Source organism: Acinetobacter sp. CY17 (genome assembly GCF_059515825.1).
This window is the reverse complement of the sequence record NZ_JCAKMX010000014.1, coordinates 72654-86610: the sequence shown is the minus strand read 5'-3', so window position 1 is coordinate 86610 and position 13957 is coordinate 72654. Positions and strand designations below refer to the sequence as shown.

The window sequence follows — 13957 nt, the reverse complement described above, 5'->3', positions numbered from 1 at the left end:
GGGTATTCGCATGATTCAATCCGTTGCATTCATTGGTTTAGGGGCAATGGGCTACCGTATGGCAGCACACTTAGTCAAAAAATTTGATCAGGTGTGGGTGTGGAACCGTAACTTTTCCAAAGCCGAACAACATGCGGCTGAATATGGCTCACAGGCGGTTGAATTAAGCCAAGCTGTACAAGCCGATGTAATTTTTTCATGCCTCCCGACCAGTCAAGATGTGATACACCTGCTAGATAGCGTGAGCTTAAGGTCAGGTTCAATTTGGGTGGACTGTACCAGTGGAGTACCTGACAGCGCGCGCCTGTTGCACCAACGTTTAAAAGCCCAAGGCATCGGTTTTTTAGATGCCCCTGTATCTGGTCAAACTATTGGTGCTGAGAAAGGCACACTAACCGTGATGATTGGCGGTGATAGACAAGACTTTGAGCGGGCCCTACCTGCGATTGAATGTTTTGGTGAACTGATTCAACATGTGGGTGAGTCAGGCGCGGGATTTGCAGTCAAAGCCGTAAACAACATGCTGATGGCCGTAAACCTATGTGCTGCTTTAGAAGGTTTTAGTACCTTAAAAGCGCATGGGGTAGACCTAAACGGCGCTTTAGCTTGTATTAACGCTTCAAGTGGTAAAAGTGGTGTTACCGAAAGTGTACTACCGCAACGGGTGCTTAATCGCGAATTTCCACTCACATTTGCTCTCCCTTTGTTGGCAAAAGACACAGGCATTGCCTTAGACTTAGTGCGTCAGGCTCAGCTTTCAGCGCCCATCACTGCCCAAACACAAAGTCTCGTTCAAGCAGCGAGTAATCAAACCAACAGTTCAAGTGACTTTTCCACTCTGGCTCACCTGTATGAAACTTGGAATAAAATTACAATCGAGTAAGCTTTAGTCATTGTGTTTTAAAGCCAGTGCCCCAATATTAGAGTTATACATCATTTAATTCATGAAGGAATATCAACATGATGAAATTCACCATTGCAGCGATCGCAAGTTTTATGACTCTGTTGGCTGCAACGCATGCCAATGCGAATGAGCAACAATGCCAAAAGCTGCAAGATGATCATGATGTGATTTATGCTTCTAAAGGGTTTTGCTTTAAGGACCCTGCCAAACAAGCACGCTTTGATGGTAAAAACTGTAATTTAAATAAAGAGCCGAAGTTCTCAGAAAAAGAGCAACAACGTCTTGACCAAATTAAGCAAAAACAGAAAGAATTGAACTGTAAATAATTACAGCAATCTTTAAGGAACAATCATGGCTTACGATGATCAAAATATTTTTGCCCGCATTTTACGTGGTGAATTACCTGCAATTAAAGTCTATGAAGATGATCAAGTCTTGGCATTTATGGATATTATGCCCCAAGCAGAAGGTCATACTTTGGTAATTCCAAAGTGCCCTGCTGTCACCTTATTAGACTTAGATCCTGAAGTTGCAGCCTATACCATTCAAATCGTGCAAAAAGTTGCCAAAGCCATCGAAAAAGCCTTAGATGCCAAAGGTATAGTGTTAATGCAACTCTCTGGTGCTTCTGCTGGTCAAACTGTGCCCCATGTGCATTTCCACCTCATTCCAAGTTCAATTCATGAGTTGGGTAAACATGGCGCTGTTATGGGTGATCAAGTTCAAATTCAGGCTTTAGCTGACAAAATTAAAGCAGCACTTTAACTGTAAATAAAAAATGGAGCGTGTCCGCTCCATTTTTTTTGTGCCTATTTTTGTGAATCGTCATCAAATTGCAATCATTTGTTCATCGAATTGTCTTATTTTTTGACAATACTGAGCCCCAATAAAGCGCAGTAAATATTCCTTACTGCTCAGTTCTTTACTGGAGCAAACAATGAACAAAACACTTTGTGCACTGGCAATTGGGGCAACACTTTTTACACCAGCCTTAGCAATGGCAGCTGATATTAAAATTTATGGTCGTGCACACGTTTCTTTAGATTATCTTGACGATGGTAAAGACTATAACGAAGTAGGCTTATCTTCAAATTCATCACGTTTAGGTTTTAAAGTTGAACACAAAGTCAATGAAGATTTAAGTGCCTTTGCTCAGATCGAACAACAAATTAACTTTGCCAGTGGTTCAGAAGACTCTAAAGATTCTGTTGATTTCTCAACACGTGATACCTTTGTTGGCTTAAAAGGTAATTTTGGTCAAGTTAAAGTCGGTCGTTTTGACTCACCATTTAAAGCAGCGCGTAATCCTGTCAACTATTTTGGTGACCAAGTCGGTGATTTACGTAACGTTACCCGTGCTTATAATCACCGTTTTGATGAGCGTAATCCAAACACGATTGAATACCAATCACCAAAATTTGCGGGTGGTTTTACTGCCAAAGCTGCATTGTCTTTACATAATGGCACCATGATTGCTGATGAGACAATCGAAGATAATAACGAAAAATCCAAAGCCTATGACTTAGGCTTAAACTATAAAGCTGAAAAATTTGATTTTGCTGCAGCCTATGAGCATTATGAAGAAGATGTCAGCCAAGGTGAGCGTGATGGTGTACGACTTGCAGCAAGTTATAAACTTACACCAACTTTAAATGTTGGCGGTTTATACCAATTTACTACTCATGACAATGATGTGGGTGTCAATGCTGATGCACATGTATTAGGGGTCGCTGCAGATTATAAATTTGCACCAAAAACTTCATTACGTGGTCAAGTGTTCCACCGTGAAGTGGATAGCGATGATAGCAACTCAACCCTACTTGCTTTAGGTCTAGAACATCGCTTTGACAGCCAGTTACGTATGTATGGCAACGTTGCTGCAGTTATGAACGATGACAACGCTAACTTAACGCCGTGGTCTCAAGCACGTAGTAACAAACCAAGTAAAGATCAAGGTGTGAATGCTGCAGGCGAAACAGCATTAGGTTTATCGGTCGGTATGCGTTACGACTTCTAAGCCTTTAGTCCACTTTATATTAAAAAGACCAGATCATGATCTGGTCTTTTTTATTGCCTGTTAACGTTTTAAGAAACCAGATACCAAGTTAAGCACTTGCTGAATATCATCATTGGCTTCTTGTTTACTGGTCTGCTCACCTTGTGGTGTAAGCGAATCAATAATCTCTGGTAAGACTTGAGAAATTGCCCCATACACATCTTGTTTATCGGTATGTACTTGTTGAGCCACTTGTTCAACGTCTTGGTCATCAAATAGGTTTTGTACCGCCTGTTGATTCACGCTAGCATTGGCACCTTCTCCTGTAGAGACCCAATCGTCGACTTGTGAGGTTAAGCCTTGGCCGCGTAATTTATCCAGAGCACCTTGTAAACCACCTTGTTTTTGAATCCAAGCCAATACCAGAGGTAATACCGCAATTAATAAGGTTTTACCGCCACCAGAAAAGCCAGCATTACTGCGCGGCTGCACTTGGGGTTGCTGTTGCCCACCTAATTGACCGAGCACACTGCCTAAAATACCACCCAAGCCACCTTGTGATTTATTTTGAGTTTGTTGGCCACCGAGCTGACCTAAGACACTGCCTAAAATACCCCCCAAACCGTTTTGTTGGTTGTGTTGCTGATTGCCACCTAAAGCTTGTTTTGCCAGAATCTCGACAATATTACTTAAATTTGTCATATGAATTGCCTAGTTATTGTTAAATTCCTCTCTTTCAGCATACGTATTTTGTTGGTTTTTTCCTTGGGTGCTTTGTTAAAATTTGCAAGCTTACCAACGAAATTTATCCCAATTTTCAGGATTAGCCCAAAATTTAGAGTTAAACCAATCAGGTACATGCTTATAAGTTAAAATATTAAACTGCCATAAAGCAAAATCATGTATATGGGTGGTTTTATCTATGAGCTGGGTAAAACCTAAAGCACGTAATGATTTTTCTTGACTTAAAGCGCTGACCAACACAATACGTTTAGCCATTAAGTCACGCAGTTTGACTAACAATTGTGCTTGTTGCTGTTCGTTGAGTAACTGCATCTCAGGGCTATTTAAAATTACCAATGCCACGTCATAACGTTTTTGAAAAGGCAGATTTAAAAATTCGGATACGTTAAAATATTGCCAATCAAGTTTAGGGGCAATTTGGCTTAAGTCCTGCCCTAAACATAAGGCTGTGGTAATCGGCTGCTCCTTGGATAAATCGTCTAACATTAACGTGATGACACTGTCCTCAGCCATGCGCACATCCTCTTTTTCATTCAGTGAGTATTTATATGGAATATCAAGGCATTTGCCATAAAATGCATGCCGGTCTTCAAGACACTAGTGTAACTGATCAACAAACACACAAGGCAAATGTTGAATATAAATTTATTCTAAATCGCACACAAATTGATCTACCATTTGTATTAGGCCAAGAGCTAGAGCTCGAGTGGAGTGGTCATATTTACTGTGTATCTTGTGGTAGCAAAACACCTAAGTCTTATTCGCAAGGGCATTGCTTTAAATGTTTTAAAACCAAAGCCTCATGCGATATGTGCATTATGAAGCCTGAAACATGTCACTATCATCTAGGTACTTGCCGTGAGGAACAATTTGCGCAAGAGGTTTGTTTCCAGCCACATATTGTGTATTTAGCCAATTCAAGTGCACTGAAAGTGGGTATCACCCGCTTGGGACAAATGCCAACACGTTGGCTCGATCAAGGTGCCACGCAAGCACTGCCAATTATGCAAGTCGGTTCACGTCGTTTATCCGGTCAGTTAGAAGTGATGTTTGCCGCTGAAGTCGCTGATAAAACAGATTGGCGTAAATTGCTAAAAGGTGAGGCACCGAAGCTTGATCTGATTGAGGTTCGTGATCAACTTTTGGATGATTTTGCTCCTCAAATTGAACTGATTCGTGATGAATTTAGTATGAGCCTCGATTTTAACGAAGGTGTTGAAATTTTAGAACAAGAACGCCCGCGTGAGTTTGTTTATCCTGTGACTGCTTATCCTGAAAAAATTAAGTCACATAACTTAGACAAGACCCCAAAGATTCGTGGCAAGCTTCAGGGCATCAAAGGCCAATATTTAATTTTAGATAATGGCGTAATTAATATTCGTAAATATACGGGTTACGAAATTACCATTCGTAGCGAATAAAAAAAACCAGCCCGTCGGCTGGTTTTTTTTATTGTTATTTAATTTTTGCTTTAGATTTAAGATAACGGGTGTAGTCATCTAACTCTTGTTCAGCACGCAATTTTTGATACAAACTCGTAAGCTCTTGCACCGCTTCTGGCGCTAAAGCTTCTGCACTTTTTTGTACCTTAGATACACCCACCACAATTAACTCATTAGGTAAGGTCGCAGTGGTCACTGACCAATGACCATCTTTGGGTGGCAACACACTAAATGCCGCACGTTCTACATCACGTTTTAACAGACCTTGCGAACGCGCAAAGGTGCCTGCATCTACAAAATTGATTTGCTGTTTAGCAAGAACCTGTGCCGCTGGCTGAGTTTTAAATTCATTGAGTGCAGCTTGAATTTTTGCAGTTGCGGCAGCTGCTGCTTTTTTCTCAAGCAAAGTAGCTTTAACTCGTGGTTTAGCTTCAGTCAAGCTTTGTACGCCTGCCGCGTGGTAATTACGTACCTTAACCCAAGCCACATCGCCATTCGCTAGCTGAATGCTACTTGAGGCATTACGATCACCATTTTGTACATCCGTGTTAAATAATTTACCTTTAACACTCGGATCACTGAGTACTGGATGTTGGGTACTTAAAGTCATGCCATTTAAGCTTTGTATTTGTGTACCTTTGACTTCTTGCGACACGACATCTAAAGCATCACTACTAATCACTAATTCATTCAAGGCATTAACACGATCAGAAAAGGCATTGGCCACTTTAGATTTTAAAATTTCTGCTTCTAAACGTGGCTTTTCCTGCGCCAAACTTGGCACATTGACTGCTGCAGCTTGGGCCTGAATAACATGGAAACCGTATTGAGTTTTGACCACATCGACTTGACCTGCTTTGGCTGCGGCAACGGCTTGATCAAAGTCATCACCAAATACGCCTTTGGCATAACCTTCAATCACGCCTCCCTTGCTTTTAGAGTCTGGATCTTCTGAATATTTTTGTGCAGTTGCTGCAAAGCTTGCACCTTTGCTAATTTCAGCTTGTGCTGCTGTCGCGCGTTGTTTCGCTTCAGCTTCAGAACGCCCCTCCAAAGTCACTAAAATATGCTTTACTTGCGGTGCGGCACTTGCTTGCTGGGAAGCTACAAATTTATCGTAAGCCGCTTGTAGTTCATCTGGTGTTACAGTAGCCGCTGTGGTATTGACACTACTCTGTGGTAACACAATATAGTCAACATCTACACTTGCCACCTGCTTAAAACTATTTTTATGCTGATTATAGTAGTCTGTAATCTCTTGATTGGAAACTTGAATAGCTTTTTTATAATCATCAAGCTTAATACTCGCTAGATGCAAGGTACGCTGTTCAGTTTGTAAATTCACAATTTGTTGAATATCAGTTTTACTCACCAAAGCATGCTCTAGAAACGAATTGCTTAGCATCTTTAAAGCATGATCTTGACGTAAGTTAGCAATTAAACTTTGGCTGGTCATACCCACAGAACGTAAGTAATTGGCGTATAGAGTTTCAGAAAATTGGCCATTTTCTTGGAAGCTTGGTTGTTGCGCAATCATTTGTTCAATTTGTGCATCACTTAAAGAAATACCAAGCTTTTGCGCTTGTTGCAGCAATAAAGTACGTGCCACTAAGCTATCTAAGGCTTTATTTTCAATAAAACTCTGATTAAGTAAAGTTTCATCACCGTTTACATAAGATAGATATTGTTCTTTAAACGATTTAGTGAGTGCTTCTAATTCTTTTTTAGAAATTTCATCGCCATTCACCAGTTGTGCTGTGTCTTCAGATTTACCACCGCTAAAATATCCTTCAATACCTACAAGCGCTAAAGGGGTTAAAAACAACACCAGCAAGACTTTACCTAGCCAACCCTTAATAACTTTACGAAAAGCTTCCATAAGTATTCCAATATTTTATTTGCGGGGAATTTTAACCGAAAACCCCTACTGAATGAATCATCACACGGCACAAAAACCGTGATTTCATAAAAAAACGCGCCTGAGCGCGTCTTTTGCAAGAAAAGAGCTTACGCGATTGCGTCCTTTAAGCCTTTACCCGCTTTAAAACCAGGAACTTTGCTTGCTTTAATTTCTAAAGTTTCGCCAGTTTGTGGGTTACGACCTGTACGCGCAGCACGTTCTTTTACCGCAAAAGTACCAAAACCTACTAAAGTTACTGTATCGCCTGCTTTTAGTGCATTTGTAATTGACGCAATTGTTGCATCCAATGCTTTACCTGCATCAGTTTTAGACAGTCCACCATTCTCTGCAATTGCATCGATTAATTCTGATTTATTCATGAAAATTACGTCCTCTTAATCTCTTTATTCAAGATCTAAACTATAACTAAAAACCTGTATAACGCCTTTATAGCAATGCTTTAGTGCAAAACGCAATACTATCTTGCTGCTTTTATTAAAAATAATAAAAATAATAAAAATGCTTTGCGACTAAAGCTTAAGCTTTATTTTGTAATTGCTGCTTGAGTTGTTGGTTTTCTTGTGACAAAGCATCGACTTTATCATGCAACTGTAAAATGAGTTGCTCTAGGTGCTGAATATCTTTATGCGTTGCTAAGCCTACTTTATTGAGTGATTGTTGCACACGCTGATCCCAACCTTTATCAAGTCGCTCAGGTTCATTTGCTGATTTTTCATTATGTTTTAATTTATTCGTTGAAGTTTTTTGCCCTTCATGCGTCTTCGATTCAAGTTCTTCCCCCATCTTGACTAAGTTTTCAAATAACTTCGAACCCTCTTCTTCTGCACGTGAAAATGCACCTAAACCCGCCAACCAAATTTGTTGGGTATATTTACGAAAATCCAGCATATTTTTACGAGGATTAAGTGCTTGATACGGCTTTTCTGATAGTTTATCTTTGCTTAGGCTATTTTGTGTATTTTTATCTTGATGTTGTGTTGGCATACGTTGCCTCCTTGCGGGTTTTGTGTACAGTTTTGACATCAAAAAGTGGATTTATCTTATAATAACAAAGCTAACACTTGAACGTTTTGCAAAACTGTTCTACAAAGCTGTGGCGAATTTCGATTTATTGGGCAAGGATGGTTTATGAGTCAAAGTAATAGTAACAAGAAGCAACAAGCACCCTTGGTATTGGATATGAGCATGGTCGCGCTTGAAACTTTATTTACTTTTGTATTACAGCATGATCGTGTCATTGCCCATCAAGCACAAAAATTTGTCCAACAAAACGTTCGTCTTAAAATCAATAGTTATGTGCCATATTTTGATTTTTATGTTGAATTTAATCAACATGGCATTTTATTTGATACCCAAGCACCAAACCAACCCGTGGATTTAGATATCCGCACTACCCTCATGGATTTGGTCAAAATCTTTGTGATGGGCAATAAACGTAGTATTCGTGCTATGCGTATTGAAGGTGATGTGACTTTAAAAGATGAATTTCGCGATTTAGCTTTAATGTTTAGTTTGCCTAAAGTACTTTGTGATTGGAAACAGTGGTTAAATGAGCCTTTAGAAAGCGGTGATGTACTGTCTTCCAAACATCGTATTAACCCGTTACTTGAAAAAATTGATCAACAACGCGCTAAAATTAACGCTTTGCAAGTTGAAGTTAAACAATATAAAAATCGAGTTCGTCATTTGCAGCACAAGCAAAAACGCTTAAATTTTATATTTTCAAGCCTTATACTGCTTTTAATTGTAATATTGCTGTATACTATATTCTTCGCATAAAGCGTTCATTTTCTACAAAATTACAAGCTATTTCTGCCCAATAAAAAAACTTGACTATTTTAGTCAGGATTCTTAAAATTACCCTATCTAGTCTTAACATGTGTATCGAATCATGCGCTTAACAACTCGCGGTCGCTACGCAGTGACTGCACTCCTTGACTTAGCTTTGCAGCCAACTGAACAAACGATCACGCTTGCTGAAATTGCAGCACGCCAAACGATTTCTGTTGCTTATTTAGAGCAGTTATTTGCGAAGCTCAAGCGTCACGGCCTAGTGTCTAGTGTGCGAGGTGCCAATGGTGGTTACCATTTAGCGCGCAGTGCAGATGATATTACCGTGTTAGAAATCATTGAGGCTGTAAATGAAACCGTGGATGCCACACGCTGTGACCATAAAGGCAACTGCCAAAATGGTGCAATGTGTTTAACTCACGATTTATGGCAGGAACTCTCCCATCACATCGCCGATTATCTTGCAAAAATCTCACTTGCTGACTTAATTGCCCGTGACAACGTACAAACCGTTGCCATTCGCCAAAATTCAGCATCTTTTGATTCAGCCCTTTTATCGGTTACAGGTATTTGACATGAAACGTCCGATTTATCTTGATTACGCAGCAACAACTCCTGTCGACCCTCAAGTTGCAGAACGCATGGTAGAGTGCCTTACGTTTGAAGGTACTTTTGGTAATGCCGCATCTCGCTCACATGCTTATGGCTGGCAAGCAGAAGAAAAAGTAGAATATGCACGTGAACAAGTTGCGAATTTAGTTAAAGCAGATCCACGTGAGATTGTTTGGACTTCTGGTGCAACAGAATCAGATAACTTAGCGCTGAAAGGCGTAGCACAATTCTATGCCTCTAAAGGTAAGCACATTATTACCTCTAAAATTGAACATAAAGCAATTTTAGATACGTGTCGCGAACTTGAATCTGAAGGTTTTGAGATTACTTATATTGAGCCACAACCGCAAACAGGTTTAATTACACCTGAAATGGTTGAAGCTGCGATTCGTCCAGATACCATTTTAGTATCGCTGATGATGGTGAATAACGAAATCGGTACCATTACCGACGTTGCTGCCATTGGTGAAATTACACGTGCTAAGAAAATTTTCTTCCACGTCGATGCTGCACAAGCTGCTGGTAAAGTTGAAATCGACCTTTCTACCATGAAAATCGATTTAATGAGCTTCTCTGCACATAAAATCTATGGTCCTAAAGGTATTGGTGCTTTATTCGTACGTCGTAGCCCACGTGTACGTCTAAAAGGTCAAATGCACGGTGGTGGTCATGAACGCGGTATGCGCTCTGGTACACTCGCAACTCATCAAATTGTGGGTATGGGTGAAGCATTTGAACTTGCAGGTAGAAACCTAGCTGCAGAGCAAGCACGCATTCGTGTATTACGTGACAAATTGTGGAACGGTTTACAAGGTTTAGAACAAGTGTTCTTAAACGGTCACCCAACATATAACGTGGCGAACTACTTAAACGTAAGTTTCAACTTTGTTGAAGGTGAATCATTGATGATGGCGTTAAAAGACGCTGCTGTTTCATCTGGTTCTGCATGTACATCAGCAACACTTGAGCCATCGTATGTATTACGTGCGCTTGGTCTATCTGATGAACTCGCACACAGCTCTATCCGTTTCAGCTTTGGTAAATACACCACTGAAGAAGATATTGATCATGTGTTAAGTATCACCCAAGCTGCTGTTGAGAAGTTACGTGAACTTTCTCCGCTTTGGGATATGTATAAAGAAGGTATTGACCTCTCTAAAGTTGAGTGGACTGAGCACTAATTATACTTTGAGATTGTAGCTTTACTAGTGCAATCTCATTGACTTTAATGTTTTAACCCTCATATTAAATATTAACGCTGACCCCGAGGTTTGGAGAAGCAACATGGCTTATAGCGAAAAAGTGATCGATCATTACGAAAACCCTCGTAATGTTGGTGTATTAGACAAAAATGCTGAAAACGTAGGTACAGGTATGGTGGGTGCACCTGCATGTGGCGACGTGATGCGTTTACAAATCCAAGTCAATGACGAAGGCGTGATTGAAGAAGCACGTTTTAAAACTTACGGTTGTGGTTCTGCAATCGCATCAAGTTCATTGGTAACTGAATGGTTAAAAGGTAAAACTTTAGATCAAGCTCAAGCAATCAAGAATATTGATATTGCTAACGAACTTGCCCTACCTCCAGTAAAAGTACACTGCTCTGTACTTGCTGAAGATGCAATTAAAGCAGCCGTAGAAGATTACCGCAGCAAACGCACTGACAAAGCTTAATTGTTCTGAGTTTTAGATTGAATTTAACGGAGTTTTCATGATCAATTTAACTGAAAGTGCTGCAGCTCATATCAGCAATTACCTAAAAAATCGAGGTAAGGGTGAAGGCATTCGCGTTGGTGTGAAAACTTCAGGCTGTTCAGGCTTAGCCTACGTGCTTGAGTTTGTAGACGAAGTCGATACACACGATCAAATGTTTGAACAATTTGGTGTAAAAGTGTTCGTTGACCCTAAAAGCCTAGTTTATCTTGAAGGTATGCAGATGGACTATGTTAAAGATGGGCTTAACGAAGGCTTCGAATTTAATAATCCAAACAAAAAAGGCGAATGTGGCTGCGGCGAATCTTTTACCGTTTAAGCCTCCACATGTGTCTTGTTTTGCATTAAAACAGTGTCATTTACACTGTTTTAATTGCATTTAACCTCAGTAAAATTAGCCGGAATCTCCCATGAATCATTTTGAGTTGTTCAACCTTCCTGTAGCACTCGATATTGATTTAGCCACTTTAAAAGCCGAATTTTTAAAGTTGCAGCAACAATATCATCCTGATAAAGCCAGCGACAAAGATCAAGCCTTGATCAAATCAAGCGAGATTAATCAGGCCTATAAAGTGTTATCTCAGGTGGATAGCCGCGCGGGATATTTATTAGGCTTAAAGAAACAAGATTATCATCTCGATCAATCGATTAGTGATTTTGAATTTTTACAAGATGCACTCGAAATTCGTGAACAGCTTGATGATGCACGTGCTAGTGAAGAATTACAGTCATTAAAAGTTGAAGTGCAACAGTGGATTGATGGTTTAGTCCGTGAATTTAAAATTGATTATGAGGATGAAGATTGGGGTGAAGCGCGCGATACAGTGCGTAAGCTGCGTTTCTTTGTCAAAGTCATGGCGGATATTGAAAAAGCCGAAGATCGCATCCTAGATGATGAAGACTTTGATTTAGATGATGATTTTTAATTGATATATTTATTTTTAGTTCAAAGGATGTAACGCATGGCGCTCTTGCAAATTGCAGAACCTGGTCAATCAAGTGCACCGCATGAACACCGTATTGCGATTGGCATCGATTTAGGCACTACTCACTCACTCGTGGCAACTGTACTTTCAGGTCAGGCCAAAGTATTGCATGATCAACAAGGTCGAGTTTTACTCCCTTCGATTGCACACTACAATGAACAAAGTGCGCTTTATGGTGATGAAGCCAAAGCTTTTATAACCACAGATCCCAAAAATACGATTGTTTCAGTCAAACGTTTTATGGGACGTTCAAAAGCGGATATTAAATTCCAGCACCCCTATGAATTGATGGGTGAAGACCATCAGATGCCTGCTTTTGTAACAGCGCAAGGGCCTAAAACACCGGTTGAGATTTCAGCTGAAATTTTAAATCAGCTGAAATTGCGTGCTGAAGAGAGCTTAAAAAATCCAATTAATGGTGCGGTGATTACCGTACCTGCTTATTTTGATGAAGCACAGCGTCAAGCGACACGTGATGCAGCGGAACTTGCCGGCTTAAACGTATTACGTTTACTGAACGAACCGACTGCTGCTGCGGTAGCCTATGGTCTAGATCAAGATGCGAACTTAGCCACTGACCGTAACTACGTGATTTACGATTTAGGCGGCGGTACATTTGACGTTTCTATCTTACGTTTCTCTCAAGGCGTATTTGAAGTCTTAGCAACAGGTGGTCATACCGCATTAGGTGGCGATGACCTCGATCGCTTAATCGTGAAATGGGCAAAAAAGCAACTCAGTATTGAAAGCCTAGATGATCATCAATACGCGCAAGTTTTAGTAGCTGCTCGTCAAGCCAAAGAAGCACTTACCAATAAAGACAGTGTTAGTCTTCAGGTTTTAGATCAAGTTTTAACTTTAGATCGCCAAACTTTTGAAGCCATTATTAAAGTGGCTTTAGATAAGACCATTAGCGTATGTAAGCGTGTATTGCGTGATGCTAAACTTGAACTTAGTGATATTCAAAATGTGGTTTTGGTGGGTGGTTCAACACGTTCATATGCAGTGCAAAAAGCCGTCCGTGAAGTTTTTGATCAAGAGCCGCTTTGCACCATTAACCCAGATGAAGTGGTGGCAATTGGTGCATCTATTACAGCAAATCAACTGATTGGCAACAGTACCGATGGTTCATTATTGCTGGATGTTACCCCACTGTCTTTAGGTTTAGAGACCATGGGCGGTTTGGTTGAACGTCTAATTTCACGTAACACTGCAATTCCGGTAGCACGCCGTCAAGAATTTACCACCTATCAAGATGGTCAAACAGCGATGCTGATTCATGTGGTACAAGGCGAACGTGATTTAGTAGAGCATTGTCGTAGCTTAGGTCGCTTTGTATTGCGTGGTATCCCGCCGATGACAGCCGGTCAAGCACGTATTGAAGTCACCTTCCAAGTTGATGCAGATGGTTTACTCAGTGTTTCAGCCAAAGAAACCACTTCTGGCGTCAACGCACATATTGACATCAAACCATCTTATGGTTTATCTGATCAAGATATGGAACGTTTACTGCTGGATGGCTTTAAATTCGCTGAAGTCGATAAAGCATTACGTCATTTAAATGAAACCAAAGTTGAAGCAAAACGTGAGCTTGAAGCTTTAGCACCTGCTCTACAAGCAGATGCACATTTACTTGATCACACACAGCAGAACGCACTTGAAGCCGCAAAAGCACAGCTCGAAGCGACCCTAAATGGCACTGATATTGATGCCATTGAAAAAGCTGTGGCCGCTCTAAAAGTCCATACTGATGCTTTTGCTGCATTACGAATGAACCAACATATTGATGCTGCTTTAAAAGGCACCAAATTAGATGACTGGTCTAACTCAAATTAATTTATAGGTAAC

16 protein-coding genes and 1 pseudogene are annotated in these 13957 nt (G+C 40.4%); 12 read left to right on the top strand and 5 right to left on the bottom strand.

Translation table 11 applies throughout. The annotated features are described in order from the left end of the window. Positions 1 to 10 precede the first annotated feature (10 nt). The 4 genes from AC5YCI_RS10630 (at position 11) to AC5YCI_RS10615 (ending at position 2921) form a co-directional block, all read left to right on the top strand. Positions 11 to 883, top strand: a complete 873-nt coding sequence (locus AC5YCI_RS10630) for an NAD(P)-dependent oxidoreductase (protein ID WP_496129656.1) — start codon at positions 11 to 13, stop codon at positions 881 to 883. 77 nt (positions 884 to 960) lie between these two features. Further along, a complete protein-coding gene (locus AC5YCI_RS10625; protein WP_496129657.1) occupies positions 961 to 1230 on the top strand; it encodes a YARHG domain-containing protein in 270 nt (89 codons plus the stop codon). A gap of 25 nt (positions 1231 to 1255) precedes the next feature. Further along, positions 1256 to 1669, top strand: a complete 414-nt coding sequence (locus AC5YCI_RS10620) for an HIT family protein (protein ID WP_496129658.1) — start codon at positions 1256 to 1258, stop codon at positions 1667 to 1669. Positions 1670 to 1841: 172 nt separating this feature from the next. Beyond that, the gene (locus AC5YCI_RS10615) at positions 1842 to 2921 is read left to right on the top strand and encodes a porin (protein ID WP_496129659.1); all 1080 of its coding nucleotides are present in this window, start codon (positions 1842 to 1844) and stop codon (positions 2919 to 2921) included. A gap of 60 nt (positions 2922 to 2981) precedes the next feature. Here AC5YCI_RS10615 and AC5YCI_RS10610 read toward each other — a convergent pair whose 3' ends face one another. Together AC5YCI_RS10610 and AC5YCI_RS10605 are read right to left on the bottom strand one after the other, a co-directional pair. Then, positions 2982 to 3602 carry a YidB family protein gene (locus tag AC5YCI_RS10610; protein WP_496129660.1) on the bottom strand — a complete coding sequence of 207 codons (621 nt, stop codon included), beginning with the start codon at positions 3600 to 3602 and terminating at the stop codon, positions 2982 to 2984. Between the two features lie 90 nt (positions 3603 to 3692). Beyond that, entirely contained in the window at positions 3693 to 4157 is a 465-nt protein-coding gene (locus tag AC5YCI_RS10605) for a DUF6231 family protein (protein ID WP_496129661.1), read from the bottom strand. Positions 4158 to 4192: 35 nt separating this feature from the next. Between AC5YCI_RS10605 and AC5YCI_RS10600 the strand changes: the two genes are divergently transcribed. Beyond that, positions 4193 to 5065, top strand: a complete 873-nt coding sequence (locus tag AC5YCI_RS10600; RefSeq protein WP_496129662.1) for a DUF2797 domain-containing protein — start codon at positions 4193 to 4195, stop codon at positions 5063 to 5065. A 34-nt stretch (positions 5066 to 5099) separates the two neighbouring features. Here AC5YCI_RS10600 and AC5YCI_RS10595 read toward each other — a convergent pair whose 3' ends face one another. From AC5YCI_RS10595 to AC5YCI_RS10585, 3 genes and pseudogenes are all read right to left on the bottom strand, one after another. After that, a complete protein-coding gene (locus AC5YCI_RS10595; protein WP_496129663.1) occupies positions 5100 to 6965 on the bottom strand; it encodes a SurA N-terminal domain-containing protein in 1866 nt (621 codons plus the stop codon). A gap of 128 nt (positions 6966 to 7093) precedes the next feature. Next, positions 7094 to 7366 (bottom strand): HU family DNA-binding protein, encoded by a 273-nt coding sequence (locus AC5YCI_RS10590; protein WP_496129664.1) that lies wholly within the window; start codon positions 7364 to 7366, stop codon positions 7094 to 7096. 157 nt (positions 7367 to 7523) lie between these two features. After that, a pseudogene (locus AC5YCI_RS10585) lies at positions 7524 to 7901 on the bottom strand (phasin family protein); the annotation flags it as partial. A gap of 234 nt (positions 7902 to 8135) precedes the next feature. Here AC5YCI_RS10585 and AC5YCI_RS10580 point away from each other — a divergent pair. The 7 genes from AC5YCI_RS10580 to hscA all read left to right on the top strand — a co-directional run bounded on the left by AC5YCI_RS10580 (position 8136) and on the right by hscA (position 13945). Next, positions 8136 to 8786 carry a hypothetical protein gene (locus tag AC5YCI_RS10580; RefSeq protein WP_496129665.1) on the top strand — a complete coding sequence of 217 codons (651 nt, stop codon included), beginning with the start codon at positions 8136 to 8138 and terminating at the stop codon, positions 8784 to 8786. 112 nt (positions 8787 to 8898) lie between these two features. Continuing rightward, entirely contained in the window at positions 8899 to 9372 is a 474-nt protein-coding gene (locus AC5YCI_RS10575; RefSeq protein ID WP_122901505.1) for an Rrf2 family transcriptional regulator, read from the top strand. Position 9373: 1 nt separating this feature from the next. Next, entirely contained in the window at positions 9374 to 10591 is a 1218-nt protein-coding gene (locus tag AC5YCI_RS10570; RefSeq protein WP_496129666.1) for an IscS subfamily cysteine desulfurase, read from the top strand. Positions 10592 to 10694: 103 nt separating this feature from the next. Next, positions 10695 to 11084, top strand: coding sequence for a Fe-S cluster assembly scaffold IscU (gene iscU / locus AC5YCI_RS10565; protein ID WP_496129667.1), 390 nt, complete (start codon positions 10695 to 10697; stop codon positions 11082 to 11084). Positions 11085 to 11121: 37 nt separating this feature from the next. Continuing rightward, positions 11122 to 11442, top strand: a complete 321-nt coding sequence (gene iscA / locus AC5YCI_RS10560; protein ID WP_496129668.1) for an iron-sulfur cluster assembly protein IscA — start codon at positions 11122 to 11124, stop codon at positions 11440 to 11442. A gap of 91 nt (positions 11443 to 11533) precedes the next feature. Next, complete coding sequence (hscB, locus tag AC5YCI_RS10555) at positions 11534 to 12049, top strand: Fe-S protein assembly co-chaperone HscB (RefSeq protein WP_496129669.1); 516 nt, start codon at positions 11534 to 11536, stop codon at positions 12047 to 12049. Positions 12050 to 12085: 36 nt separating this feature from the next. Next, on the top strand, positions 12086 to 13945 hold the full coding sequence (gene hscA, locus AC5YCI_RS10550) for a Fe-S protein assembly chaperone HscA (RefSeq protein WP_496129670.1): 1860 nt from the start codon (positions 12086 to 12088) through the stop codon (positions 13943 to 13945). Positions 13946 to 13957: the final 12 nt, after the last annotated feature.

Excerpts from the sequence above, each read along its gene's own strand:
- AC5YCI_RS10630 (WP_496129656.1), top strand. The coding sequence starts at position 11 with ATGATTCAATCCGTTGCATTCATTGGTTTAGGGGCAATGGGCTACCGT.
- AC5YCI_RS10625 (WP_496129657.1), top strand. The coding sequence starts at position 961 with ATGATGAAATTCACCATTGCAGCGATCGCAAGTTTTATGACTCTGTTG.
- AC5YCI_RS10620 (WP_496129658.1), top strand. The coding sequence starts at position 1,256 with ATGGCTTACGATGATCAAAATATTTTTGCCCGCATTTTACGTGGTGAA.
- AC5YCI_RS10615 (WP_496129659.1), top strand. The coding sequence starts at position 1,842 with ATGAACAAAACACTTTGTGCACTGGCAATTGGGGCAACACTTTTTACA.
- AC5YCI_RS10610 (WP_496129660.1), bottom strand. The coding sequence starts at position 3,602 with ATGACAAATTTAAGTAATATTGTCGAGATTCTGGCAAAACAAGCTTTA.
- AC5YCI_RS10605 (WP_496129661.1), bottom strand. The coding sequence starts at position 4,157 with ATGGCTGAGGACAGTGTCATCACGTTAATGTTAGACGATTTATCCAAG.
- AC5YCI_RS10600 (WP_496129662.1), top strand. The coding sequence starts at position 4,193 with ATGGAATATCAAGGCATTTGCCATAAAATGCATGCCGGTCTTCAAGAC.
- AC5YCI_RS10595 (WP_496129663.1), bottom strand. The coding sequence starts at position 6,965 with ATGGAAGCTTTTCGTAAAGTTATTAAGGGTTGGCTAGGTAAAGTCTTG.
- AC5YCI_RS10590 (WP_496129664.1), bottom strand. The coding sequence starts at position 7,366 with ATGAATAAATCAGAATTAATCGATGCAATTGCAGAGAATGGTGGACTG.
- AC5YCI_RS10580 (WP_496129665.1), top strand. The coding sequence starts at position 8,136 with ATGAGTCAAAGTAATAGTAACAAGAAGCAACAAGCACCCTTGGTATTG.
- AC5YCI_RS10575 (WP_122901505.1), top strand. The coding sequence starts at position 8,899 with ATGCGCTTAACAACTCGCGGTCGCTACGCAGTGACTGCACTCCTTGAC.
- AC5YCI_RS10570 (WP_496129666.1), top strand. The coding sequence starts at position 9,374 with ATGAAACGTCCGATTTATCTTGATTACGCAGCAACAACTCCTGTCGAC.
- iscU (WP_496129667.1), top strand. The coding sequence starts at position 10,695 with ATGGCTTATAGCGAAAAAGTGATCGATCATTACGAAAACCCTCGTAAT.
- iscA (WP_496129668.1), top strand. The coding sequence starts at position 11,122 with ATGATCAATTTAACTGAAAGTGCTGCAGCTCATATCAGCAATTACCTA.
- hscB (WP_496129669.1), top strand. The coding sequence starts at position 11,534 with ATGAATCATTTTGAGTTGTTCAACCTTCCTGTAGCACTCGATATTGAT.
- hscA (WP_496129670.1), top strand. The coding sequence starts at position 12,086 with ATGGCGCTCTTGCAAATTGCAGAACCTGGTCAATCAAGTGCACCGCAT.